Annotated in this window: 20 protein-coding genes and 1 pseudogene; 9 read left to right on the plus strand and 12 right to left on the minus strand. The window is 59.1% G+C overall.

Annotated elements, in window-relative coordinates:
• Positions 1-130 precede the first annotated feature (130 nt).
• Both ercA and AC1DWM_RS08785 read left to right on the plus strand, forming a co-directional pair.
• A complete protein-coding gene (ercA, locus tag AC1DWM_RS08780) occupies positions 131-1,294 on the plus strand; it encodes an alcohol dehydrogenase-like regulatory protein ErcA (protein ID WP_223516924.1) in 1,164 nt (387 codons plus the stop codon).
• Positions 1,278-3,005, plus strand: a complete 1,728-nt coding sequence (locus tag AC1DWM_RS08785; RefSeq protein WP_223516922.1) for a PAS domain-containing hybrid sensor histidine kinase/response regulator — start codon at positions 1,278-1,280, stop codon at positions 3,003-3,005. The genes ercA and AC1DWM_RS08785 overlap by 17 nt, the downstream gene beginning before the upstream one ends.
• Positions 3,006-3,010: 5 nt before the next feature.
• Here the strand turns inward: AC1DWM_RS08785 and AC1DWM_RS08790 are convergent, their stop codons facing one another.
• The 6 genes from AC1DWM_RS08790 to copC form a co-directional block, all read right to left on the minus strand.
• Positions 3,011-3,883, minus strand: a complete 873-nt coding sequence (locus tag AC1DWM_RS08790; RefSeq protein ID WP_477795034.1) for an aldose 1-epimerase — start codon at positions 3,881-3,883, stop codon at positions 3,011-3,013.
• A 211-nt stretch (positions 3,884-4,094) separates the two neighbouring features.
• Positions 4,095-4,982 carry an SMP-30/gluconolactonase/LRE family protein gene (locus AC1DWM_RS08795; RefSeq protein ID WP_477795035.1) on the minus strand — a complete coding sequence of 296 codons (888 nt, stop codon included), beginning with the start codon at positions 4,980-4,982 and terminating at the stop codon, positions 4,095-4,097.
• 53 nt (positions 4,983-5,035) lie between these two features.
• Positions 5,036-5,860 (minus strand): NAD-dependent epimerase/dehydratase family protein, encoded by an 825-nt coding sequence (locus AC1DWM_RS08800; RefSeq protein ID WP_223516918.1) that lies wholly within the window; start codon positions 5,858-5,860, stop codon positions 5,036-5,038.
• Positions 5,861-6,169: 309 nt separating this feature from the next.
• A complete protein-coding gene (locus AC1DWM_RS08805; protein ID WP_477795036.1) occupies positions 6,170-7,468 on the minus strand; it encodes an OprD family porin in 1,299 nt (432 codons plus the stop codon).
• A gap of 249 nt (positions 7,469-7,717) precedes the next feature.
• Positions 7,718-8,578 carry a copper homeostasis membrane protein CopD gene (gene copD / locus AC1DWM_RS08810; protein ID WP_477795037.1) on the minus strand — a complete coding sequence of 287 codons (861 nt, stop codon included), beginning with the start codon at positions 8,576-8,578 and terminating at the stop codon, positions 7,718-7,720.
• Positions 8,579-8,581: 3 nt separating this feature from the next.
• On the minus strand, positions 8,582-8,944 hold the full coding sequence (gene copC / locus AC1DWM_RS08815; protein ID WP_477795038.1) for a copper homeostasis periplasmic binding protein CopC: 363 nt from the start codon (positions 8,942-8,944) through the stop codon (positions 8,582-8,584).
• 139 nt (positions 8,945-9,083) lie between these two features.
• Between copC and AC1DWM_RS08820 the strand changes: the two genes are divergently transcribed.
• Positions 9,084-9,704, plus strand: coding sequence for a TetR/AcrR family transcriptional regulator (locus tag AC1DWM_RS08820; protein WP_223518611.1), 621 nt, complete (start codon positions 9,084-9,086; stop codon positions 9,702-9,704).
• Positions 9,705-9,817: 113 nt separating this feature from the next.
• On the opposite strand, the gene preA is transcribed toward AC1DWM_RS08820, so the two are convergent.
• From preA to hydA, 3 genes are all read right to left on the minus strand, one after another.
• On the minus strand, positions 9,818-11,092 hold the full coding sequence (preA, locus tag AC1DWM_RS08825; protein WP_223518608.1) for an NAD-dependent dihydropyrimidine dehydrogenase subunit PreA: 1,275 nt from the start codon (positions 11,090-11,092) through the stop codon (positions 9,818-9,820).
• A complete protein-coding gene (locus tag AC1DWM_RS08830) occupies positions 11,093-12,460 on the minus strand; it encodes an NAD(P)-dependent oxidoreductase (protein ID WP_477795039.1) in 1,368 nt (455 codons plus the stop codon).
• A gap of 153 nt (positions 12,461-12,613) precedes the next feature.
• On the minus strand, positions 12,614-14,053 hold the full coding sequence (hydA, locus tag AC1DWM_RS08835; protein WP_223518605.1) for a dihydropyrimidinase: 1,440 nt from the start codon (positions 14,051-14,053) through the stop codon (positions 12,614-12,616).
• A gap of 542 nt (positions 14,054-14,595) precedes the next feature.
• On the opposite strand from hydA, the gene AC1DWM_RS08840 reads away from it, so the two are divergent.
• From AC1DWM_RS08840 to AC1DWM_RS08860, 5 genes and pseudogenes are all read left to right on the plus strand, one after another.
• Entirely contained in the window at positions 14,596-16,080 is a 1,485-nt protein-coding gene (locus AC1DWM_RS08840) for an NCS1 family nucleobase:cation symporter-1 (RefSeq protein WP_477795040.1), read from the plus strand.
• Between the two features lie 141 nt (positions 16,081-16,221).
• A complete protein-coding gene (locus AC1DWM_RS08845) occupies positions 16,222-17,508 on the plus strand; it encodes a Zn-dependent hydrolase (RefSeq protein WP_223518601.1) in 1,287 nt (428 codons plus the stop codon).
• Between the two features lie 586 nt (positions 17,509-18,094).
• Positions 18,095-18,611, plus strand: a pseudogene (locus AC1DWM_RS08850) (sigma-70 family RNA polymerase sigma factor family protein); the annotation flags it as partial.
• Between the two features lie 198 nt (positions 18,612-18,809).
• Positions 18,810-20,285: a PAS domain S-box protein gene (locus AC1DWM_RS08855; protein ID WP_477795041.1), complete on the plus strand. Its 1,476-nt coding sequence runs from the start codon at positions 18,810-18,812 to the stop codon at positions 20,283-20,285.
• 201 nt (positions 20,286-20,486) lie between these two features.
• Positions 20,487-20,738, plus strand: coding sequence for a DUF1652 domain-containing protein (locus AC1DWM_RS08860; RefSeq protein ID WP_477795042.1), 252 nt, complete (start codon positions 20,487-20,489; stop codon positions 20,736-20,738).
• A 540-nt stretch (positions 20,739-21,278) separates the two neighbouring features.
• Here AC1DWM_RS08860 and AC1DWM_RS08865 read toward each other — a convergent pair.
• Together AC1DWM_RS08865 and AC1DWM_RS08870 are read right to left on the minus strand one after the other, a co-directional pair.
• Entirely contained in the window at positions 21,279-22,046 is a 768-nt protein-coding gene (locus AC1DWM_RS08865) for an SDR family oxidoreductase (RefSeq protein ID WP_477795043.1), read from the minus strand.
• Between the two features lie 62 nt (positions 22,047-22,108).
• Positions 22,109-23,176, minus strand: coding sequence for a phosphotransferase family protein (locus AC1DWM_RS08870; RefSeq protein ID WP_477795044.1), 1,068 nt, complete (start codon positions 23,174-23,176; stop codon positions 22,109-22,111).
• A 191-nt stretch (positions 23,177-23,367) separates the two neighbouring features.
• Between AC1DWM_RS08870 and AC1DWM_RS08875 the strand changes: the two genes are divergently transcribed.
• A complete protein-coding gene (locus AC1DWM_RS08875; protein ID WP_477795045.1) occupies positions 23,368-23,763 on the plus strand; it encodes a DUF4280 domain-containing protein in 396 nt (131 codons plus the stop codon).
• Positions 23,764-23,951: 188 nt separating this feature from the next.
• Here AC1DWM_RS08875 and AC1DWM_RS08880 read toward each other — a convergent pair whose 3' ends face one another.
• Positions 23,952-24,494: a toxin-antitoxin system YwqK family antitoxin gene (locus AC1DWM_RS08880; RefSeq protein WP_477795046.1), complete on the minus strand. Its 543-nt coding sequence runs from the start codon at positions 24,492-24,494 to the stop codon at positions 23,952-23,954.
• Positions 24,495-24,506 lie beyond the last annotated feature (12 nt).

Genomic DNA, 24,506 nt, shown 5'->3' on the forward strand with positions numbered 1-24,506 from the left:
ACAGTAGGTCGGCGGTGAATACACAATCCGGGTACAACCCCGGCAGCAGTGTTCTTTGGTCTGATTGCATTCACTGTCGGATGGTTTAGTGTGGTTCCTATCTTCCAAAACAATAAAAACAGGCTTTCCAATGAGCCAGAGTCTCAGCCAGCTGCGTAAATTCGTTTCACCTGAAATCATCTTCGGTGCCGGCTGCCGGCACAACGTCGGCAATTGCGCCAAGACCTTCGGTGCCCGCAAAGTCCTGCTGGTCAGTGACCCCGGGGTGATTGCGGCCGGTTGGGTCGCCGATGTCGAGGCCAGCCTGCAAGCCTTGGGTATCGACTACTTCCTGTACAGCGATGTCTCGCCTAACCCACGGGTCGAAGAAGTCATGCGCGGCGCCGAGCTGTACCGGGAAAACCATTGCGATGTGATCGTCGCCGTCGGCGGTGGCAGCCCGATGGATTGCGGCAAAGGCATCGGTATTGTCGTTGCTCACGGACGCAGCATTCTCGAATTCGAAGGCGTGGACACCATCCGCGTGCCCAGCCCGCCCCTGATCCTGATTCCGACCACGGCCGGTACCTCGGCCGATGTTTCGCAATTTGTGATCATTTCCAACCAGCAAGAGCGTATGAAGTTCTCCATCGTCAGCAAAGCGGTGGTGCCGGACGTGTCGTTGATCGACCCGGAAACGACCCTGAGCATGGACCCGTTCCTGTCGGCCTGTACCGGCATCGACGCGTTGGTGCATGCCATCGAGGCTTTCGTCTCCACGGGCCACGGGCCCCTGACCGATCCGCATGCACTGGAGGCGATGCGGTTGATCAACGGCAACCTGGTGCAAATGATCGCCAACCCGACGGACATCGCCCTGCGCGAGAAGATCATGCTCGGCAGCATGCAGGCCGGTCTCGCTTTCTCCAACGCGATACTCGGTGCGGTGCACGCCATGTCCCACAGCCTGGGTGGGTTTCTCGATCTGCCCCATGGCTTGTGTAATGCGGTGCTGGTGGAACACGTGGTGGCGTTCAATTACAGCTCGGCACCGGATCGCTTCAAAGTGATCGCCGAGACTTTCGGCATCGATTGCCGTGGCCTGAACCACCGGCAGATTTGCGGGCGGCTGGTCGAGCATTTGATCGCCCTCAAACACGCCATCGGCTTCCATGAGACCCTTGGTTTGCATGGGGTCAGTACGGCGGACATTCCGTTCCTGTCGCAACACGCCATGCACGACCCGTGCATCCTGACCAATCCGCGCGAATCCAGTCAGCGTGATGTCGAGGTCGTCTATGGCGAAGCCCTCTGACGATCAGCAACGGGCACTGGCGGGACTACTGGGATTAGGCAGCCATTCGGCGCGCAAGAGTCACTACCCGGAACTGGCTGCGCGACTCGACGAACTGGAAGCCGAGCGTAATCGCTACAAATGGTTGTTCGAAAACGCGGTCCAGGGGATTTTCCAGGCCAGCCTGCAAGAAGGCATGCGGGCCGCCAACCCGGCGTTGGCGCACATGCTCGGTTATCAGGACCCGCAGGAAGTGCTGTTTTCGCTGGCCGATCTGGCGAGCAACCTGTTTGTCGGCGGTGCCGCCGAGCTGGAAAACATCGGCGAAATCCTCAAACATCAACGCAGCCTGCACGGTTATGAAACCCAATTGCGGCGCAAGGACGGCAGCAGCCTCGATGTGTTGATGAACCTGTTGCTCAAGCCCGATCAGGAAGGCCTGGTGGAGGGGTTTGTCGCTGACATCACCGAACGCAAGCTGGCCCAGCAACGTCTGCAACAACTCAACGATGAACTGGAGCAGCGGGTCACCGCGCGTACCGATGAATTGCTGGAAGCCAACCGCAACCTGCAACAGCAAATCACCCAGCGTAAACAGATCGCCGAAGCCTTGCGCGATGCCCGCGATGCCGCCGAGGCCGCCAATCGCAGTAAGGACAAGTACCTTGCCGCCGCCAGTCACGACCTGCTGCAACCACTAAACGCTGCGCGCTTGCTGATCTCGACGTTGCGTGAACGAAAACTGCCTGACGTTGAACAGGTCCTGGTCGAACGCACTCATCAGGCGTTGGAGGGGGCGGAAGATTTGCTCACTGATTTGCTGGATATTTCCCGGCTCGATCAGGCGGCGGTCAAACCAGACGTTGCCCTCTATCGTCTCGACGAATTGCTCGGGCCGCTGGTGTCGGAGTTTCAGTCAGTCGCCGAAGCAGCCGGGTTGAACCTGCGCGTGCATGTGGGCGATTACGCCATCAGCACCGACTTGCGCCTGATGACGCGCATTCTGCGTAACTTCCTCAGCAACGCCTGCCGCTACACGGACGAGGGCAGCATCCTGCTGGCGGCAAGACGGCGCGGCGAGGTGCTGCGCCTGGAAGTCTGGGACACCGGGCGCGGAATCGCCGCGGACCGACTGGATTCGATTTTCCTGGAGTTCAACCAACTCGACGTCGGACGTGCCGCCGACCGCAAAGGCGTGGGGCTGGGGCTGGCCATCGTCGAACGCATCGCGAAGATTCTGGGTTATCAGGTTCGGGTGCAATCGTTGCCGGGACGTGGCTCGATGTTCAGCATTGACGTACCGATTTCCCATGAGGTTCCACTGCCTATCAGTCAGGCCGCGCCTCAGTTGGGCACCGGTAATCCCTTGCCGGGCCGACGTTTGCTGGTGCTGGACAACGAAGTGAGCATTCTCGAGAGCATGAGCGCGCTGCTCGAGCAGTGGGGGTGCGAGGTGGTCACGGCCACGGATGAATCCTCCGCGCTGGCGGCCCTGCGCGGGCAAGCGCCGGAATTGATTCTGGCGGACTATCACCTCGATCACGGTGTGGTGGGCTGTGATGTGGTCAGGCATTTGCGTGAGCATTTCAGCCAGGTCATCCCGGCGGTGATCATCACGGCGGACCGCACTGATCAATGTCGACGCTCATTGCAGAGACTCGGCGCACCGCTGCTGAACAAACCGGTCAAGCCCGGCAAGTTGCGCGCAGTGCTGAGTCAGATGCTCGGGTAGTGGCGTTATCCAAGAGTACGATACTGCAGGCTGAACCCGAGTTCAGCCGACTGACCTTGCTCCAGCAACCGCAACCCCGGCCGACCGGGCAAGTGATGCGCGTTGACCGGGTGGCTGACCGGTTCGATGCAGAAAAACTCCAGACCGACCGGGCAGTAGAGCAGGTAGTAATCGCTGCCGGTGGCCTGGCATTCCAGTGCATACCCGAGGTCGGGTTGCTGGATCAGGCAATGGCCGTCCCAGTGGCAGAAGCCGTTATCGACCAGAGAAGCGGGTAAGGCGCCCGGTTGACGAAAGTCCCAGTCGGCAGGCAGCGCAATCAATTCTGTTGGCAATTTCGAGCCATCGCACAGCCAGACTTGCTCGGCCCTGGCCTGTAGCTGCGTGTTCGCGGTGCGCGGAAAGTAGGGGTGCAAACCGAGCCCATGCCACGCGGCGCGGTCGGCCAAGTGAGTGACTTGCAGTTCGATGCTCAATTGCCCCTTGTTTAGATGGAAGCGTTGCCGGGCGCGATAAGCGAACGGTGTGGTGCTGTCGAGTTGCAGGACGACTTCGTTGGTTGATTGCGACACCACTTGCCACGGTTGTTGCCAGGCGCTGCCGTGGATGGGCAGCGGATCGGTGAGGCTGTTGGGCGTCAGGGCCAGCCAGCCATCGGGGCAATCGAAGCCACCTTCGGCGATGCGGTTGGACCAGGGGGCCAGGGGATAGCAACCGAGTTTGCCCGGCAGACCGGTGTTCAGGGCATGGGAATCATTGTGGCGTAGCAGCGGTTGACCGGTGCTGAGAACGGTCCAGTTGACGATACTGCCGCCGAGCTCGGGGGCGAGGGTGAGGTGGGTCAGTTCGTCTTCGAGTTCGAGAAGTGTTGCGGTCATTCAAGTTGGCTCCAATATGAGAACACCGCAAACCTTGTAGCAGCTGGCGAAGCCTGCGTCAGGCTCGGGCCGCGATCGGACGCAGCAGTCGTAAAACCATATTGCACGGTGTATCAGGAAGACCGCATTCACCGGATTGACGACTGCTGCGTCCGATCGCGGCCCGAGCCTGACGCAGGCTTCGCCAACTGCTACAGGTGAGCGAGGCGTTTCAGGCGTTGAACCGCGGTTCCGGCAATCCGGTGACGCCAGGATTGAGGGCGAACACTCCGCCGGCCAGGGACTGTTCGTCATGGTCGTCACCGGGGCGGATCGAGGTCACGAACAGCGTGTCCAGTCGACTGCCACCGAAGGCGCACATGGTGGGTTTTTTCACCGGGACGGCGAGCGAGCGATCCAGTCGGCCATCGGGGGTAAAACGGTGAATCAGCCCGGCATCATTGCCGCAGATCCAGTAGCAACCTTCGGCATCGACAGCCGCACCGTCGGGGCGGCCGGGGAACTGATTCATGTCGACGAACAACCGCCGATTCGACGGCGTGCCGCTGTCGACATCGTAGTCAAAGGCCCAGATCTGCTGGACCAAGGGATGAGAGTCGGACAGGTACATCGTGCGGCCATCCGGGCTGAAGCCCAGACCGTTCGGGACAATAAATCCGCCCAGTTGCGCCTCAAGTGGCCCGCTTTGACCGGCGCTGTAGCGGTAAAGGGCGCCGTCGGCGACGTTGGCGCCCATGTTCAACACCATGCTGCTCGCCCAGAAACGGCCCTGACGGTCACAACGGCCATCGTTCAGGCGCATGTCGGTCCGGGCGTGGTCGACGTGCGCCAGCAAGTGACTGTCGAGGCTGCCGTCGTTGTGCGGGTGCAGATGGAAGAAACCGCTTTCCATCCCGGCCACCCAGCCACCGTCACGGTGGCGGGTGATGCACGCGAGCATTTGCGGGGCTTTCCACGAATGGACATGACCGCTGTTGGCACTCCAGCGTTGCAGGCCCCCGGCAGGAATATCAACCCAGTACAGGGCGTTTTCCTCGGGAACCCACACCGGGCATTCACCGACGGCGTTACGGGCATCAACAATCAATTCGGCTTGCATGGCAACTCATTCCCTTGGGTTTTTGTTGTGGGGATCAAGCGGGAAGCAGGGCTTCAATCGCCGAACGGGCCGGCCGCGCAAAAGGCACCGCCCTGATAGACGCGGGCCGGATCATCGGCGGCCGGCATCGGTTGGGTTTCGACTTTTTCGCGGAACACTTCGGAGGTGTCCTGCGGCGCGTAGCCCAAGGCAGTGGCGTAACGGTTGTCCCACCAGATGTCTTTGTTATCGGACATGCCGTACACCACAGTGTGGCCGACATTTGGGGTGTACAGCGCACGTTCGAGCAGTTGGGTAAGGTCGCCGAAGCTCAACCAGGTGCTCATCATCCGGCGGTTTTGCGGTTCCGGGAACGAGGAGCCGATGCGCACGCTGACGGTTTCGATGCCATAGCGATTGAAGTAGAACGTGGCCATGTCCTCGCCGTAGGACTTGGACAAACCGTAATAGCTGTCCGGTTGGTGAGGGGAGTGGGCGTCGATGATTTGGTCTTGCTTGTAGAAACCGATGACGTGGTTGGAACTGGCGAAGATCACCCGCTTCACACCGTGGCGGCGCGCAGCTTCATAGATGTGGAACACGCCGCAGATGTTGGCGCCGAGAATCTCTTCGAACGAGCGCTCTACCGACACACCGCCGAAGTGCAGGATCGCGTCCACGCCTTCGACCAATTGGTGCACGGCTTGCTTGTCCGCCAGATCGCACGGCACGACTTCTTCGCGGTCATCGATAGCCGGGGCCATGGTGGCGATGTCCGACAGGCGAATGACGTTGGCGTAGGGGCGCAGACTTTCGCGCAAGACTTTACCCAGGCCACCGGCGGCACCGGTCAGCAGCAGGCGATTGAAAGGGGAGCGGGCGGTTGCAGTGGTCGTCATTGGGGAATCCTGTACAAGCAGTTGTTGTTATTAAATTGTTGTAAGTTGTCGTACGACTTTGTTGGAGTATCGTAAGGCAATCCGGGTCTTGTCAACGCGACATTGGTTGAAATGGACGGAGGGTCATTTCATACATCGACAGCGGTAAAAAACCTTCAGACTGGAAAGCGCCATTGTGGGAGCGAGCCTGCTCGCGATGGCGGTGGATCAGACAGCAAAATTACTGGCTGGGAAACCGCTTTCGTCGGAGCGCCGCCCGGAGCCGGCTCGCTCCCACAGAGGTTGTGTTCATTCCGATAACTGTGGGTGTTACAGCAACGAAATCGGGTAGTTGATGATGATACGGTTTTCATCGAATTCGTTGGTGCTGAAGCTCTTGCGGATGCTCGCGTTGCGCCATTTGACGTTGAAGCTCTTCAACGGGCCGCTTTGTATGGTGTAGGCCAGTTCCGATTCGCGGCCCCATTCCGTGCCGTCGGTGATGGTGCCGGTATGCACATTATCGCCGCTGATGTAGCGGTTCATCAGCGTCAGGCCGGGAACGCCCAGGGCGACGAAGTTGTAGTCGTGGCGCACCTGCCAGGATTTTTCCTGGGCGTTGTCGTAGCTGGAGTTGTAGCTGTCGTTGGCCAGGGTACCGCCGCTGGTGCCRTTGACGCGCATCCATTGATCGTCACCGGTGAGTTTTTGCAGGCCGACGTAGAAGGTGTTGCCACCGTATTTGGCCGAGAGCATGGCGAACCCGGTTTTGTTGTCGAGGTCGCCGGCCAGGGCGCTGCCGTTTTCTTTGCCGATGAAATAGCCAAGGTTGGCGCCGAGGAYCCAGTCGCCAATCGGCTGGCTATGGTTCAGGTTGTAATACTGTTGCTGGTATAGGTCGCTGAGTTCTGCGTACCAGGCTCCGACCTGGGTGCGTTTGTCGTTGAACGTGTATTCACCGCCGCCGAAGTTGAACCGGTCCGAAGTGAAGGCCGCGGATTTGCCGTTCATGAACATGTCTTSCATGCTCGCATCGTTACGCGGACTGTTCTGGCGGAACTGGCCGCCGTAGATCGTCAGGCCGCTGATCTCGGTGGACGTCAGCTGGCCACCCTGGAAGGTTTGTGGCAGCGAGCGGCCATCGTCTGCACGCAGGATGGGCAGTATTGGCATCCACTCGCCGACCTTCACTTCGGTTTTACTCACTTTCATCTTCCCGGCCACCGCCAGACGACCAAAGTCATCGACTGGGCGACCGTCGCTGCCAATAGGCAGCAGCTGGGTGCCGCCCGTGCCTTTGCCGCCATCGAGCTTGACCGACAACAGTCCCAGCATATCCGCGCCGAACCCCACCGGGCCTTGGGTGAAACCGGACTTGGCGTCGAAAATGAAGCTCTGCGTCCACTCCTCGGCCTTGCTCTGCGGGTAAGCCGGGTTGGTGAAGTTGCGGTTGATGTAGAAGTTACGCAGGTTGAGCGTGGCCTTGGCGTCGTCGGTGAACCCTTCGGCATGGCTGATCATCGGCAGGGCAAGGGCCAGGCCGCCGCAACCAATGAGGCTCAGGGTATGACGGCGTTTGAACATTGGACGTGGGGTGTGGGCGGACGAATTGCGGACGAGCTTGCTCACTGTGACGCTCCCTTGCTTCTTGTTGTTTTTATTTGTCATACGTCGTCGTACAACATGTGCGGCGATTATTTGCGAGGGTCTGAGGGCTTGTCAATCAGAAGTTATACGATGACTTGTCGCTGCCAGTGCGGCTGTCGAAGAAACCTGTGGGAGCGAGCCTGCTCGCGATAGCGGACTGTCAGTCGACAACAATGTCAGATGTGGGATTGCAATCGCGAGCAGGCTCGCTCCCACAGGGGAATTGGGTCGTCAGGCCGAAATCATGGGGGGCATGGTGCCGAGGAGGGAAACCGCTGCCACCGCGCCAATCCCCAGCATCCATTCGAGAATCACGCTGGTTTTCAGTGTCGACAGACGTTGTTCGCTGTCGTTTATGCGCAGGCGATTGAACAGCGCCAGGCCCAACATCGCTGCAATCAGCGCAACCTTGATCAACAGAATCAGCGCGAAACCGCTGAACAATGGCGTCGGCCAAAACACCCCGGTGAGGACCCGAACGTTGATCATCCCGGTGATCAGCAACCCCGCCACCAAGGCGTAACCGACACCACTGAAACGCTGCAGTATCGCTTTGATGGGCTGCTCTGCCGATTGGCGCAAGATCATCACCAACAGCATCAACCCGCCGAGCCAGGCGCCGACACAGGTCAGGTGCACGACTTGGTTGAGCATCAGCAATTGGCCGTTGAGTCCGTCCAGCATGGCGCCGTGACCGACCGGGGCGAGGGTCATCAGCAACAGGCTGGCGAGGCCGATTCGCAGGGGTTTGTGCGCACGCCACGGGCTCATCAGCAACGCCACCAGCAACGCATTGAGCAGCAAGTGCCAGCGCCAGACCTGACCGAAAAACGTATTACTCAGCACCAGGCGCAGCGTCGACGGATCAAATGCCGCTTCCCAGGCCCCGGCCATGCTCGCAGTGATCAGCAGCAACCAGGCAACGCCGCTGAGCAGCGCCACGGCCGCCAGCCAGCGGGCTGTCAGCGCCAGACGGCGATCGAGGTGTGCAGCGCTGCCGTTGAGCAGCAAGGGCCTGAACGCCCACGCCCCGAACAGCATCAACACCACCGTGAAATGCACAAAGCGACACAGCACCATCGCGCTGGTCATGAATTACTGGCCAACCTTGAAACCGTAGGCGCCTTCGCTTTTGTGGGTGTCGGCGGACACCGCGTGCCATTCGACTTTATACGTACCCGCCGTCAGAGGCTCGGCAGGTGTGACGATCAGGGTTTTCTTGTCGCTGCCTTCGGTGGCAAGGTTCTTCACGGGTACAGGGGCCCCGTCCTTCGTGATCGTGACTTTGGTGAACGTCGCTTCAACGCCTTCGGAAAACTCCAGCCGCAGTTGCGCAGGTGCGCTCACGGTGCTGTCCGCCGCCGGGGTCTGGCTTTTCAGATGGGTGTGTGCCCATACCGACGAAGCGGCAAGCAGCGAGCCGAGGAGGGCAGCGGTGGTCAGGGCTTTATTGAGCATCGTGAATACCTTTGGGACAGGTTCGAAGTGGCGCCAGTTTACCCGCCGAAAGCGTGGTGTACGAAGTTTCGTTTTAGCTTGTCGCCGCGACGTAGAGCCGGATGCTAGTCTTGGTCAACGCTGGTGTCAGGGAGCCCTCATGGGCAATCACAAGATCGGGATTCGTCGCAATAACGTCGAGAAAATTCTGCTCGGGGCGGAAAAGGTCTTCGCCGAAAAAGGCTTTGGCGGTACCGCCATGGCCGACATCGCCGCCGAGGTACAACTGCCTCGATCCAATCTGCATTACTACTTCAGCACCAAGACCGAGCTGTACAGTGCGGTGTTGTTTGATCTGCTGGAAGTCTGGAAGCAGGACGCGCTGTGCTTCGAGATGTTCGACGATCCGCGTGTAGTACTCAGCAGCTACATCCGCGCCAAGATGAACCACTCGCGCAGCCGGCCTTACGGCTCGAAAGTCTGGGCCAACGAAATCATCCATGGCGCACCGACCTTAGGCGCGGCGCTGGACGCCAGCCTGTATGACTGGGCGAAGATGAAAGAAGCGAAAATTCGCCAGTGGGTGGACGATAAACGCATCCTGCCGGTGGAGCCATCGAGCCTGCTGTACATGATCTGGGCGTCGACTCAGCACTACGCTGACTTTGATCATCAGGTGAACATTCTCAATGATCATCAGCCGCTGTCGGACATGCAGTTCGAGCGGGCGGTGCAGACGGTGACCAGTGTGATTTTGCGGGGGATCGGGTTGGAGCCCTGAACCTGTGGTGATGCTGCCGGCCCCATCGCGAGCAGGCTCACTCCTACCTTGGAACGCATTTCAACTGTAGGAGTGAGCCTGCTCGCGATGGGGCCAGTTCAGACACTAAAAACTCAGACCGCTACATGATACGGATTCCTCGGATCATGATTCCAATCCAGAAACGGCTTGCCCGTGTCCATCGGCACCATCTCGATACAGTCCTGCACCGGGCAGGTGATCTGGCACAAATTGCAGCCCACGCACTCATCTTCAATCACTGAATATTTATGCGTCCCGTCCGCCTGCTTCAGGCTGGCAATCGCCTGGTGCGAGGTATCCTCGCAAGCGATGTGGCAGCGCCCACAACCAATACACGCCTCCTGATCAATCTTCGCGATCACCTGATAGTTGATGTCGAGGTACTTCCAGTCCGTGGTGTTGCTCACCGCGCGCCCGGAAAACTCGGACACACTGGCGTATCCCTGACTGTCCATCCAGCGTGACAAACCGTCCTTCATCTCCTCGACGATCCTGAAACCATGCAGCATCGCCGCCGTGCACACCTGCACCGAGCCGCTGCCCAACGCAATAAACTCCGCCGCGTCGCGCCAGCTGCCAATGCCGCCAATGCCAGAGATCGGCAGACCTTGGGTCTGCGGATCACGGGCGATTTCGGCGACCATGTTCAGCGCAATCGGCTTCACCGCCGAACCGCAATAACCGCCATGGGTGCTTTGGCTGCCCACAATCGGGTTGGCGACCATGCGCTCCAGGTTGACGCTGGTGATCGAGTTGATCGTGTTGATCAGCGACACCGCATCCGCTCCCCCGCGATGGGCCGCCCGGGCGGCGACGCGGATGTCGGTGATGTTCGGCGTGAGCTTGACGATCACTGGCAGCGAACAATAAGTCTTGCACCAGCGGGTGACCTGTTCGACGTACTCCGGCACCTGGCCGACCGCCGCGCCCATGCCCCGTTCCGGCATGCCGTGGGGACAGCCGAAATTCAGTTCGATGCCGTCGGCGCCGGTGGCTTCCACCAGCGGCAGGATGAACTTCCACGACTCTTCGACGCAGGGCACCATCAGCGACACGATCAGCGCGCGGTCCGGCCAGTCCTTTTTCACCTGGGTGATTTCCCGCAGATTGATTTCCAGCGAGCGGTCGGTGATCAGCTCGATATTGTTGAAACCCACCACCTCACGGTTGGCGCCGAAATGCGCCGAGTAGCGCGACGACACGTTAACCGCCGCCGGGTCTTCACCCAGGGTTTTCCAGACCACGCCACCCCAGCCAGCCTCGAAGGCGCGGACCACGTTGTAAGCCTTGTCGGTTGGCGGAGCGGAGGCCAGCCAGAACGGGTTGGGTGCTTTTATGCCGGCGAAGACAATCGAGAGATCGGCCATTTACGCAGCCTCCACGTTGAGCATCAGTTGAGCGTTGATGGCCTCGGCGGCGCGTTTGCCGTGTTGCACGGCTTGCACGGTGAGGTCCTGATCGAGGCTGGTGCAGTCGCCACCGGCATACACGCCGGGGATGCTGGTGCGCAGTTGTTCGTCGACCTGAATCCGTTCGCCCTGACGCTTGAGTTCACGGGCCAGCGGGTCGGCGAGGGCGCTGCCGTCAAAGGTCTGGCCGATGGCTTTGAAGATCGCATCAGCGGCCAGTTCGAAGGTTTGCCCGGTGGTTTGCAGGCGACCGTCGACGAGATGCGTGCGGGCGAAGCGCATGCCGCGCACCTTGCCTTGGTCATCGAGCAGCACCTCTTCCGGTTGCGCCCACGTCAGCAAGCGCACCTGATTGGCCTTGGCGATGTCCTGTTCGTGACCGGTGGCGCCCATGTCTTCAACGCCACGGCGGTACACCAGATTCACATCACGAGCACCGAGGCGGGCCATTTGCACGGCCATGTCGATGGCGGTGTTGCCGGCGCCGAGGACGATGCAATGATCCGCCAGTGGCAGTTGAGTCAGGTCATCGGCCTGGCGCAGTTCGCGAATGTAATCGGTGGCGGCGAGCAGGCCGGGCGCGTCTTCGTGGGCCAGGCCGAGTTGTTTGCTGGCATTCAGGCCGAGGCCGAGAAACACCGCGTCGAATTGCTGGTGCAAGTCGCTGAGGGTCAGATTGTCGCCGAGTTTTTGCCCGTGACGGATTTCAATGCCGCCAATTTGCAGCAGGAACTCCAGTTCCTTTTGCGCGTAATCGTCCACCAGTTTGTACTTGGCGATTCCGTATTCATTGAGGCCGCCGGCCTTTTCCCGGGCTTCGAAAATCACCACGTCGTGGCCGTGCATGGCGCTGCGATGAGCGCAGGACAAACCGGCCGGGCCGGCACCGACCACGGCGATGCGCTTGCCGGTTGATGCTGCACGGGGGAAGGGGTGTTCACTGAAGTGGGCGTTGTCTACGGCGTAACGTTGTAGCAAACCGATCAGCACGGGGGCGCACTCATGGTCGTTGTTGCGCACGCAGGCTTGCTGGCAGAGGATTTCCGTCGGGCAAACCCTCGCGCAACTGCCGCCAAGGATGTTCGCCGAGAGGATTTTCTGCGCGGCGCCCTGAACGTTGTCCTGATGGATATTGCGGATGAACGACGGAATATCAATCTCACTGGGGCAGGCGTTTACGCAGGGCGCGTCGTAGCAGTACAGACAGCGCGAGGCTTCCAGATGGGCCTGACGGTCGTTCAGCGGCGGCGCCAAGTCAGTGAAATGGCCGGCGAGGGCGGCAGCATTCTCGTAAGGATGGGGGAGGTGGTTCAGGGTCTTTATCACGGTAGTGGCCTCACGGTGATGGAGGTGCTGCCTCTGTCGGGCATTGGTTTTGTGTTGTCGCTGCCGGCCTCTTCGCGAGCAGGCTCGCTCCCACAGGGGAATGCATTTCAAATGTGGGAGCGAGCCTGCTCGCGAAGGCCGCAGGCCTCGATCTCAGCGGTTCACAGATTTTGGCTGGTGCTGTGCAGCCCGCTTACTCAGCAAGTCAAACACCGCCGGATACGCCGGCCGTTCGACATACCGCCCCGCGCCACGCTCGGCACGCAAGTCGCCATCGGCCCATACCACGCGGCCCTGGCTGACGGTGTGGCTCGGCACACCGCGCACGGTCTTGCCTTCAAAGATGTTGAAGTCGACCTGCTGGTGATGGGTCTTCGCTGAAATGGTTCGAGTGCCCTCTGGATCCCACAGCACCAGGTCCGCATCGGCTCCAACCCGAATCGCCCCTTTGCGCGGGTAGAGGTTGAAGATCTTCGCGGTGTTGGTGGAGGTCAGCGCCACGAAGTGCTGCATCGACAAACGCCCGGTGTTCACCCCTTCATCCCAGAGCACCGCCATGCGGTCTTCGATACCGGCGGTGCCATTGGGGATTTTGCTGAAGTCGTCGCGGCCAGCGGCTTTTTGCTCGGCGCAGAAGCAGCAGTGGTCAGTCGCAGTGGTGTGCAGGTTGCCCGATTGCAGGCCGTGCCACAGGGCCTCTTGATGGCCGCGAGGACGGAAGGGGGGACTCATCACGTAACCGGCGGCGGTTTGCCAATCCGGGTGTTGATAGACGCTGTCATCCAGCAGCAAATGCCCGGCCAGCACTTCGCCGTAGACTTGCTGGCCTTTGCTGCGGGCATAGGTGATTTCGTCGAGGGCTTCCTTGGTCGAGACATGCACCAGGTACAGCGGCGTGCCCAGTGTCTCGGCGATACGAATCGCCCGACTGGCCGCTTCGCCTTCAACCTGCGAAGGTCGCGACAGCGGATGCGCTTCCGGGCCGGTGATGCCTTGGGCCATCAATTTGCGTTGCAGGTGATAGACCAACTCGCCATTTTCGGCATGCACGGTCGGCACCGCACCCAACTCCAGACAACGCTCGAAACTCGCCACCAGCGTGTCGTCGGCCGCCATGATCGCGTTCTTGTAGGCCATGAAGTGCTTGAAGCTGTTAACCCCGTGATGGCTGACCAGCTCAGCCATTTCCTCGCGCACCTGTTCGCTCCACCAGGTAATCGCGACATGAAAGCCGTAGTCCGACGCTGACTTCTCGGCCCAGCCGCGCCACTGGTGAAACGCTTCCATCAGCGATTGCTGCGGATTGGGAATCACGAAGTCGATGATCGACGTGGTGCCACCGGCCAGTCCTGCTGCGGTGCCACTGAAAAAGTCTTCACTGGCCACGGTGCCCATGAAGGGCAGTTGCATGTGCGTGTGCGGGTCGATGCCGCCGGGCATCAGGTACTGGCCGCTGCCGTCGAGCACTTCGGCACCTGCCGGAACATCAAGATTATCGCCAATGGCTTTAATCACGCCGTCGGCGCAATAGACGTCGGCGCGATAACTTTCATCATGGGTAATAACGGTGGCGCCACGGATCAACAGAGACATTCCGAGTTCCTCGCAGGCAATGACCGGCTTATGCCGGTTCTAAGTGTTTTATCTAAAATCGCCGTCAACAGGCGTATTCCTGTCAACGCTGTCAGGAATTGAAGCTAGTCTGAGTTTATGAAATCAGCAAGAATATTTTTTATAAGCTTATGACTGATTTAACTAATTGATTAATAACAAATTAAAGCGAAATTCACCAAAATGGTGAGGCTGCTCACCATTTTGACGCACTTGACAGGTTCGAAAAATAGACAAGATTTCCTATGTGAAATCAGCCGCTTGAGGATGGTCTATGGTTGATGCGCAACGTTTGAAAAAAGTGTGATGCACCAGATTGAGTCCTGATTATTCGGACAACTTGCCTGGCATTCAGCCTGAGTGAACAGGCAGGTCGCCGAAGACTCACTGGATATATTAATGAAAACAGTTATTTGCAACGTTTTTATGGAACTGCCCGATGCGTAATCGAGATGCCCGGCACGTTTATTGATGCCCCGGCTCCCGATGAGCAAAAAAATAATTCAAAGAACAGTGGAGCGGCCATGCAAAAGATCAGATCGCAAGTGACCGAGCGCGAAGGCTTGTTTGAGCTGGAAGCCGGCAGCGACGTCCTCGACAGTCCCCGTTACAACCACGACATCGCGCCGACCAAGGTGGCCGAACGAACCTGGAACAAATGGCACATCACCGCGTTGTGGGTCGGCATGGCGATTTGTGTGCCCACCTATACCCTCGGCGGCGTGCTGACCGCTTACTTCGGACTGACCGTCGGCGAAGCGTTGTTGGCGATTCTGTTTGCCAACATCATCGTGCTGATCCCTCTGACCCTGAACGCCTTCGCCGGCACCAAGTACGGCATTCCGTTTCCGGTGCTGCTGCGTTCATCCTTCGGCGTCCTCGGCTCCAACATTCCGTGCCTGATCCGCGCCGTGGTGGCGTGCGGCTGGTTTGGTATCCAGACGATGTTTGGCGGTCTGGCCATTCACCTATTCCTGGGTTCAGTGTTCGAGGGCTGGAAGTCGTTGGGCGGTACCGGTGAAGTCATCGGCTTCATGGTGTTCTGGGCGCTGAACCTGTGGGTAGTGATTCGCGGTGCCGAGTCGATCAAATGGCTGGAAACATTGTCTGCGCCGCTGCTGGTCGCGGTGGGCGCGGGCCTGCTGCTGTGGGCGATGCCGAATGTCTCGATGACTGAATTGCTGGCGATCCCGGCCAAGCGTCCCGAAGGCGCCGGCGTGGCCAGTTACTTCGCTGCCGGGCTGACCGCCATGGTCGGATTCTGGGCCACGTTGTCGCTGAACATTCCGGACTTCAGCCGCTATGCGAAAAGCCAGAAGGACCAGATTGTCGGGCAGATCATCGGCCTGCCGCTGACCATGTTCCTGTTTGCCTCCCTCGGCGTGGTCATGACCGCGGCGTCGGTGAAACTGGTCGGCGTGACGGTTTCCGATCCGGTCACGTTGATCGGGCATATCCAGAGCCCGGTCTGGGTTGCGCTGGCCATGGCGCTGATCATCATCGCCACGCTGTCCACCAACACCGCCGCCAATATTGTTTCACCCACCAATGACTTCCAGAACATCGCGCCCAAAGTGATCAATCGCACCACGGCGGTGATGCTCACCGGTCTGGTGGGACTGGCATTGATGGCCCATGAACTGCTGAAGAAACTTGGCTTGATCGTCTCGGACCTCAGCCTGGAAACCGTCTACTCCAACTGGCTGCTCGGTTATTCCAGCCTGCTCGGCCCGATCGCCGGGATCATGGTGGTGGACTATTTCCTGATCAAGAAGCAGCAACTGGATCTGGCCGGGCTCTATCGCGATGACGTTTATCCGGCCTGGAACTGGTTCGGGTTTATCGCGTTTGGTGTGCCGGTAGTGCTGACGTTACTGTCGCTGGGTAGCGATGCGTTCAGCTGGTTTTACAGCTACGGCTGGTTTACCGGCTCGGCGTTGGGTGGGGTGATTTATTACGGGTTGTGCTCGTTGCGGCCTAGCCCATCCGTCGAGAAATCTGCGGTGTAGCTGATGGCCTCATCGCTGGCAAGCCCGGCTCCTACAGATTCACAAACCCCCTGTAGGAGCCGGGCTTGCCCGCGAAGACGGCCTCAATAACACCAAAGTACTACTTGAAGAAACCTGGAACAACTGCCTGAGGAGATCACCATGAACGCTGCCGTAGACGTTCTGCAATCCACCCATCAGCACATCAACCGCGACCGCTTGTGGCAATCACTCATGGAGCTGGCCAAGCTCGGTGCCACGGTCAAGGGTGGCGTCTGCCGCCTGGCCCTGACGGACCTCGACCGCCAGGCTCGCGACATTTTCGTCAACTGGTGCGAAGACGCCGGTTGCACCGTCAGCGTCGACGCCGTCGGCAACATCTTTGCCCGCCGTCCGGGTCGCAACCCGAACCTGCCACCGGTCATGACCGGCAGCCACATCGACACCCAACCCACCGGCGGCAAGTTCGACGGTTGTTTCGGCGTACTGGCCGGCGTCGAAGTGCTGCGCACCCTCAATGATCTGAAAATTGAAACCGAAGCGCCACTCGAAGTAGTGGTCTGGACCAACGAAGAAGGCTCGCGCTTCGCCCCGTGCATGATGGGCTCTGGTGTCTTCGCGGAAAAATTCACCCTCGAAGAAACCCTCGCCAAAGTCGATGCCGAAGGCATCACCGTGGGCCAGGCGCTGAACGCCATCGGCTACGCCGGTCCGCGTCAGGTCAGTGGGCATGCGGTGGGCGCTTATTTTGAAGCACACATCGAGCAAGGTCCGATCCTTGAAGACGAACACAAAACCATCGGCGTGGTGATGGGCGCGCTCGGCCAGAAATGGTTCGACCTCAAACTGCGTGGCGTCGAAGCCCACGCCGGCCCAACCCCGATGCACCTGCGCAAGGATGCCCTGGTCGGCGCCGCCGTAATCGTCGGTGCGGTCAACCGCGCCGCGCTGGGCCATCAACCCCACGCCTGCGGCACCGTCGGCTGCCTGCAAGCCTATCCCGGCTCACGCAACGTCATCCCCGGCGAAGTGCGCATGACCCTCGACTTCCGCCATCTGGAACCGGCACGCCTGGACTCGATGATCGCCGAAGTCCGTAAAGTCATCGAAACCACCTGCGATGAACACGGCCTGACCTTCGAGCTCACACCGACGGCCGACTTCCCGCCGCTGTACTTCGACCAGGGCTGTGTCGAAGCGGTGCGCAACGCGGCCAAAGGCTTGGGCTTGTCGTACATGGACATCGTCAGCGGAGCAGGGCACGACGCGATCTTCCTCGCCGAACTCGGCCCGGCCGGAATGATATTCGTGCCGTGCGAAGGCGGCATCAGCCACAACGAAATCGAAAACGCCGCGCCGGACGATCTGGCGGCCGGGTGTGCGGTGTTGTTGCGGGCGATGCTGGCGGCGTCGGCAGCGATTGCCAGTGGTCAATTGGCCCTGACTTAGAGAAGTTGAGTGTATTACGCCCGCTTCAAACCCTCACACGTTCTACACGAGCAGTGTGGGGTATCGGATTTCATCCCGTTGAGCCCTCCAGCTATGGGCGCGACGGGATGCGATCCGGGCAAGCCATGCCACTGGTTTCGTAATGTTGATGAAACAACTCCCTAGGCGATAGCTCGCACTTTATCGATCACTTTGCCGCTAGCATCAGTCTCGAATGAGACCTTTATGCCTCCACGGATAATGAGAGTCATGCTTGGGTGATCGTTCTGGAAGGCCCCATAATCTGCCGTCCACTCCTTCCCATTTGTGTCAATGATGACGAATTTATTGTTTTCGTCGAGGTAGTCTTTCACTGTACCTAGGGGTATGTCTTTCTCCTGAAAATGCGATTCATTCGTTGATAAAACTAAACAGCTGCTATCAAGTCGTCTACTGTAAAAAGTGACAGTTTTTCAGATATTTTCGCTCTTTCTACAGATCTTTTAAATTGGCGGTCGTCGCGAAGGGGGCTCTGGCAGTTTGAATTGTGTGAATTGCGCAGAATCAATCAGCGCACGTCACAAACCCCACGCCTCAATCGTCTCCTGTTGAACCCCTTAAACATGTGCACAAGTCGCGGGACGATTATATCGGCACCTGGCTGCCGGAGCCGATCCACACCACCCACCAGGGTTCACCCGAGCATGCGCATGAACTGACCTCGGCGCCGGGCAAACCCGCTAAAAGCCAGAACCGGCAAATTGCTGAGCGCCTTCCACAGCGCCATTGCCAGCGGCTCGACCACGTCGTTGACCGCATTGCTCAGCGAAGACGTTGAACTCTGCGCCGACAGCGGCGGCAAGGCCTCGGCCATCCGCGAAACATTGTCCGGCATGGCCTGCGTGCTGGATTTCATTGGTCAGTCGCTGCACGCCTATTGGCAGGCGTGCGAATGGCTGCCGATGGAGATCAATGGCGCTCAAGGCGTGATCATCAGGGCTGACGGGATCATCACGGCGTCGTTGACCTTTGGTTTTGAGGAAGCGGGGCGCGTAAGCCGGATTTTTATCATGCGTAATCCGGACAAGCTGGCGGGGCTGCGGGATTCGCTGGGCATGCAGTAACCCGGCCCCGACTGACACCCCCCAAAACCTGTAGGAGTGAGCCTGCTCGCGATAGCGGTGGGTCAATCAACAATGATGTCGACTGACACTCCGCTATCGCGAGCAGGCTCACTCCTACAGGTTCTCTGCACGATCCCGACCCTGTGCGGTCGTACTCTTCACGGGGGCTAAAAGCCCCGTTGTACTTGCGGAGTACCCATGAGCCAGGACGTCCTGAGCACCGACACCAATCGTCGCCAGATGCAGCAGATTATTGCGGGTTTGTCCGACGGCGTGATTCTGCTGGAACTCGATCAGACGATCCTGTGGGCCAATGAAGCGGCACTGGCCATGCACGGTGTCGGGCAGCTCCGCGAACTGGGCGCCAATGCCAGGGAGTATGCCAAACGCTTCGCCTTGCGCTATCGCAACCATCACCCGGTACCGAAGGACAATTACCCGATCAGCCGCGTGGCCCGGGGCGAAACGTTCGGCGATATGCTGGTTGAAGTGACGCCTGCCGACGATGAAGAACGCACCTGGGTGCACCGGGTGCGTAGCATGGTACTGGCGGACAGCGCCGGTGAGCCGGAGTCGCTGGTGCTGATCATGGACGACGTCACCGAGTGGGCCAGCGCCGAGCAGCGTTTCGAAAAGACGTTCAACGCCAACCCGGCCCCGGCGGTGATCTGTCGCCTCAGCGATTTGCGTTACATCAAGGTCAACAGCGGTTTTCTGGAGATGACCGGTTATACCCGTGATCAGGTGATCGGCGTGTCGACGTATGAGCTGGATGTGCTGCATGGCGCGGAAAAAAAAGAGCTTGCGATTGAGCGACTGCGTGACCACGCCACGATTGCGCAGATGCAGGCTGAGTTGCGATTGCCTGAAGGGGACAGCAAGCAGGTGATCGTCGCCGGACAACCGCTGGAGTTAAATGAAGAAGACTGCATGCTGTTTTCGTTCGTCGACATGGAGCCTCGGCACAAAGCTGAAATAGCGCTGCGCCAGAGCGAGGAGCGTTTTGCCAAGGCCTTTCGCCTGTCACCGGTGCCGACGCTGGTGTGCAGTGTAGAGGATCAAATGGTGCTCGATGCCAACGACGCCTTTCTCGACACCCTCGCGTATCCCAGTGAAGAAGTGCTCGGCAAAACGGTGGCGCAGATCGATTTCTTCGACGACTCGGGCGCGCGCACGCGCTTTTTTTCGGCACTGGAGGAGGCCGCAAGGCTGGACCGAGTCGATGTCAAAATCCGTAAAAAGAATGGTGAAATGATCGATTGCACGGTCTCGGCCGACACCGTGAACATTCAGGACAGTCCTTGCTATCTGCTGGTGTTGATGAACATCACCGAACGCAAACGCACCGAGCTTGAGCTGGTCGCGGCCATCGAAGAGGTGATGAAAGATGCCTCCTGGTTCAGCCGCACGCTGATCGAAAAACTGGGCAATGTGAAAAGCGTTAACGCACCGACGTTGCCCGGCGCGTCCTTCACCGATCTGACCGCCCGTGAGCGTGATGTGCTTGGCCTGATCTGCGAAGGGTTGGCCGACAAGGAAATCGCCGTGCGTCTGAAACTGGCGGCTAACACGGTACGCAATCACGTTTCGATGGTGTATTCCAAACTTGGCGTTCACAGCCGCAGCGAGGCGATTGTCTGGGCCCGTGAGCGTGGATTGTTCTCCCGGCACTAGAGTGCAAATGCACTAGTTCAGGCAGTGCAATTGGATGTATTGGTGCCAGACTTCAGCGACTAGGCTGTCAGTGTGCGAAACGAGTCTTTTGACCGCTTCGCGTCCACGACGACGAAACCGCTCAAGGAACCGCCACATGTGTCGCCCACTCATCACCGTTTCAATCGACGAGGTTGCCCGTCAGCCGGTGGGTGAATCGCAATGATTCACCTGGCGCAATTGCGGGCGTTGCTGGAGCAACACTTTTCTCCCTGCGCCTGTGAATGCAGTGTGTCGGGAGAAAATTCGGTGACGGTGAAGCTGTATCACCCGGCGTCGGGCGAGGTCGACCTGGTGGTCAGTGGATTGAAAGTGACGAGCCTCAATTCGCCGCAAGCGGTGGCGTCGTTAATCGAAGAGCTGCGTTACGAACTGCAGAGCAATAGGTTGCATCACCCGGGCGGGGACGAGTAGGAACTGTCGTTTTTCGGGGTAAAAAACGGTCTGATACCTTAAATGCTGGCATTGACCGGTGACTGGGCTATAAGAAACGAGAAGGTAAAATTTTCTGTGACCGGTCCGCGGCTTCGCGGTGTTGTCGTCGTGTCGCGGAAAGCATCGATTACTTACCGCGGGTCAGACTATGAACAGTCTTGGAAAACGTGCTTTTTCGCCGCTGTCGCTCGCCTTCTGCGTTGCGATCCTCAGTGGTTGCTCCAGTCCACCGCCTCCGCCACCCCCTCTGCCACCCGTAGAAAAAACCTGCGAAACCCTGGACAACACCTCTGTGACAGGTGACGCGCAAGGAGAGGGTGAAGTGACTCGGGTCACCACGACCACTCGCTGCGTGACTCAATAACTCTGGCCGCTTGAAGCGTGGACGCGCCGTGTTGAACGTTATACCGGCAACCTGTTCGGTCGGCTCGACGGTGTCCGCCGCTCAATAAAATGCCAGTCAGCTTAACTGACTGGCATTAGCCCCACGGCTGCCTTTAGCTCACCTGGCGAATCGAATCAGGACAGGAAACCACCGTCCACATTCAACGAAATCCCAGTGGTGTAACTCGACGCATCACTCGCCAGATACAACACTGCGCCCGCCATTTCACTCGGATCGGCAACGCGCTTGAGCGGAATCTGCTGCAGCGCAGTCTTCAGAATCGCATCGTTTTTCACCAGCGCCGAGGCAAACTTGGTGTCGGTCAGGCCCGGCAGCAGGGCATTGCAGCGGATGCCGAATTGCGCGCACTCCTTGGCGAACACTTTGGTCATGTTGATCACGGCGGCTTTGGTCACCGAGTAGATGCCCTGGAAAATGCCTGGTGAGACGCCGTTGATCGAGGCGACGTTGATGATGCTGCCGCCACCGTTTTCGCGCATGATCTTGCCGGCTTCCACCGACATGAAGAAGTAGCCGCGGATGTTGACGTCGACGGTTTTCTGGAAGGCGCTCAGGTCGGTGTCCAGTACGTTGCAGAACTGTGGGTTGGTCGCTGCGTTGTTGACCAGAATGTCGAGGCGGCCGAACTGTTCCTTGATGCCAGCGAAGACCTGGCTGATCTGTTCCATTTCACCAATGTGGCAAGCGACGGCAGTGGCTTTGCCGCCGGCGGCGATGATCGCGTCGGCCACATGCTGGCAACCGTCGAGCTTGCGGCTCGAGACGATGACGTGGGCGCCTTGCTGGGCCAGTAATTTGGCGATGGCTTCACCGATGCCGCGGCTGGCGCCGGAGACGAAAGCGATTTTGCCGTCGAGGTCGAACAACTGAGTCTTGGACATGGGATTCTCTTATAAAAAGTCTTGTTATAGGGGCCTGCTTTGCGATAAGCGCGCCGGGCGGATCAGAGGCTGGATTTCGATATGACTTGCAGGCTCATTTGCTCCAGCAGCTTGTTCATGTGAATGAACTGCGCGAAGCGTTTGTCCTGAGTCTGACCATGGAAGAAGCGGTAGTAGATCTGCTGCACGATGCCGGCCAGACGGAACAGGCCATAGGTGTAGTAGAAGTCGAAATTGTCGATCCGGATGCCCGCGCGTTCGGCGTAGTAATCGACGAATTCGCGGCGGGTCAGYATGCCTGGTGCGTGGCTGGGCTGGCGGCGCATTAGTTGCACCGGTGGCGGGTCGCCGGCTTCGATCCAGTAAGCGAGGGTGTTGCCCAAATCCATCAGCGGGTCGCCGAGGGTGGTCAGTTCCCAGTCCAATACACCGATGATTTGCATCGGGTTTTGCGGGTCGAGGATCACGTTGTCGAAACGATAGTCGTTGTGGACGATGCTGGAAGTCGGGTGGTCGGCCGGCATCTTGTCGTTGAGCCAGGCCTTTACCGCTTCCCACTGCGGCGCATCCGGGGTCAGGGCTTTCTCGTAGCGGTCGCTCCAGCCTTTGATTTGCCGCGCGACATAACCTTCGGGCTTGCCGAGGTCACCCAGGCCATAGGCGTTGTAGTCGACACGGTGCAGTTCAACGAACTTGTCGATGAAGCTTTTGCACAAGGCTTCGGTTTTCGCCGAATCCAGACCCAGTTCCGGCGGCAGTTCGGAACGCAGGATGATCCCGTTGACCCGCTCCATCACATAGAACTCGGCGCCTATCACCGATTCGTCAGTGCAGTGCACGTAGGCTTTGGGGCAGTACGGAAAACCGTCCTTGAGTTGATTGAGAATGCGGAATTCACGGCCCATGTCATGGGCGGATTTGGCCTTGTGGCCAAACGGCGGCCGACGCAGAACGAATTCCTGCTCGGGGTATTCGAGCAGGTAAGTCAGATTCGACGCACCGCCCGGAAACTGGCTGATCTTTGGCAAACCACTCAGGCCCGCAATGTGCGCCTTGAGGTACGGATCGATCAGGCTGGCATCGAGTTCTTCGCCGGAGCGGATACGGGTGGACTGGTCAGTAAGCGCCATGCTTATCCCTTCTGCTTATTTTGGAGGCCAGACATCATTGACTAATCTAATGGTGAGGCGAGGGCGCCACAAGTGCGGCATGGTCTTATAGGTTAGCGTGTTGCTGGATAATCAACGTTCTTGATAGGCGAAAACAGTACCTGCGGGCTATGGTTCAGGGGATACGGTGCTTCCAGGAAGGAGCGTTGAAAATGGGTTGTCCGCAAGTCTGTGCCACCGCAACCCTGCAATGCAGTTTCGGCGCGGCGCCCGCCGTACTCAATGTGTTGCCGGTGAACCGAACCCTGACCGGGGGGCTACCGGCGGCAAACATAATGGACCACATCCCGCTGGTGAACATCATGCCCTTTGGCATGTGCATGAGCATGGCCAACCCGGTGGTCGCTGCTGCGACGGCGGCGGCGCTCGGGGTGTTGACGCCAATTCCCTGCATCCCGGCCACCGCCGCCCCGTGGATCCCCGGTGGTGCGCCGACGGTGTTGCTCGGCAACATGCCAGCCATCGATGCCAACAGCACCCTGATGTGTAATTGGGCCGGGGTGATAAAGATTGTGATGCCTGGACAAATGCAGATGCTGATTCCCTGACTCACACGATCAAACTGTGGGAGCGGGCTTGCTCGCGAAGGCGGTATGTCGCGTGGCATTGATGTTGAATGTGTCGGCCTCTTCGCGAGCAAGCCTGCTCCCACATTTGGATCTCCGTCGCCCACAAATACCACCCCTGTGGGAGCGAGCCTGCTCGCGATCAGGCCATGACATTCAACACAACAAGTTCAGACTTGCGCAGGATCACTCCAGCGCCTGAACCACCAGCGCACCCTCGAGATCGGCTTGCCCTCGGCGTCCAGCGGTCGTCCATCGGCGGCGAAGCCCTGTTCCGGTTCCAGCAATTGACCGTTGAGATAACGGGCCTCGACGGCGGGTTTACCGTTGGGATGAAAGCGCTGATACCGGCCCTCGCGCACGCCGTCGCGGTAGAACTCGGCCTCGGACAGTTGCCCATCGGGAAAGTAATTGAACGCCTCGCCGTGTAGCAGCCCTCGGCAGTAAGTCGCCTTGCGCTGTAGCCAGCCTTGCGGCGCATAGAAACTGGCGATCCCCTGCAGCTTGTCATGAACAAACGGCAGCTGCGCCGAGACCTTGCCGTTAGGGTGATAGAGCAGGGTAGTACCTTGCAGCTCGCCCTGGCTGTAGTGCAAATCAGCCTGCGCGCGACCGTCATCCTTGATGTGCAACGCACCGTCGAGCTGGCCATCCAACAAGCGACCTTTAAGGTGTTTATCGTTCTGCTGCAGGTCCAGCGGCGTGATGGCCATGGGTTCTCCTTG

The sequence above is a fragment of the Pseudomonas sp. P4_C8 genome, assembly GCF_056401975.1.

Bases quoted from the DNA above. Each gene is read 5' to 3' on its own strand.
- AC1DWM_RS08880 (WP_477795046.1), bottom strand. From the start codon at position 24,494: ATGGCCATCACGCCGCTGGACCTGCAGCAGAACGATAAACACCTTAAA.
- AC1DWM_RS08855 (WP_477795041.1), top strand. From the start codon at position 18,810: ATGAGCCAGGACGTCCTGAGCACCGACACCAATCGTCGCCAGATGCAG.
- AC1DWM_RS08840 (WP_477795040.1), top strand. From the start codon at position 14,596: ATGCAAAAGATCAGATCGCAAGTGACCGAGCGCGAAGGCTTGTTTGAG.
- copD (WP_477795037.1), bottom strand. From the start codon at position 8,578: ATGACCAGCGCGATGGTGCTGTGTCGCTTTGTGCATTTCACGGTGGTG.
- hydA (WP_223518605.1), bottom strand. From the start codon at position 14,053: ATGTCTCTGTTGATCCGTGGCGCCACCGTTATTACCCATGATGAAAGT.
- AC1DWM_RS08795 (WP_477795035.1), bottom strand. From the start codon at position 4,982: ATGCAAGCCGAATTGATTGTTGATGCCCGTAACGCCGTCGGTGAATGC.
- AC1DWM_RS08820 (WP_223518611.1), top strand. From the start codon at position 9,084: ATGGGCAATCACAAGATCGGGATTCGTCGCAATAACGTCGAGAAAATT.
- AC1DWM_RS08865 (WP_477795043.1), bottom strand. From the start codon at position 22,046: ATGTCCAAGACTCAGTTGTTCGACCTCGACGGCAAAATCGCTTTCGTC.
- preA (WP_223518608.1), bottom strand. From the start codon at position 11,092: ATGGCCGATCTCTCGATTGTCTTCGCCGGCATAAAAGCACCCAACCCG.
- AC1DWM_RS08785 (WP_223516922.1), top strand. From the start codon at position 1,278: ATGGCGAAGCCCTCTGACGATCAGCAACGGGCACTGGCGGGACTACTG.
- ercA (WP_223516924.1), top strand. From the start codon at position 131: ATGAGCCAGAGTCTCAGCCAGCTGCGTAAATTCGTTTCACCTGAAATC.
- AC1DWM_RS08875 (WP_477795045.1), top strand. From the start codon at position 23,368: ATGGGTTGTCCGCAAGTCTGTGCCACCGCAACCCTGCAATGCAGTTTC.
- copC (WP_477795038.1), bottom strand. From the start codon at position 8,944: ATGCTCAATAAAGCCCTGACCACCGCTGCCCTCCTCGGCTCGCTGCTT.
- AC1DWM_RS08860 (WP_477795042.1), top strand. From the start codon at position 20,487: ATGATTCACCTGGCGCAATTGCGGGCGTTGCTGGAGCAACACTTTTCT.
- AC1DWM_RS08800 (WP_223516918.1), bottom strand. From the start codon at position 5,860: ATGACGACCACTGCAACCGCCCGCTCCCCTTTCAATCGCCTGCTGCTG.
- AC1DWM_RS08845 (WP_223518601.1), top strand. From the start codon at position 16,222: ATGAACGCTGCCGTAGACGTTCTGCAATCCACCCATCAGCACATCAAC.
- AC1DWM_RS08790 (WP_477795034.1), bottom strand. From the start codon at position 3,883: ATGACCGCAACACTTCTCGAACTCGAAGACGAACTGACCCACCTCACC.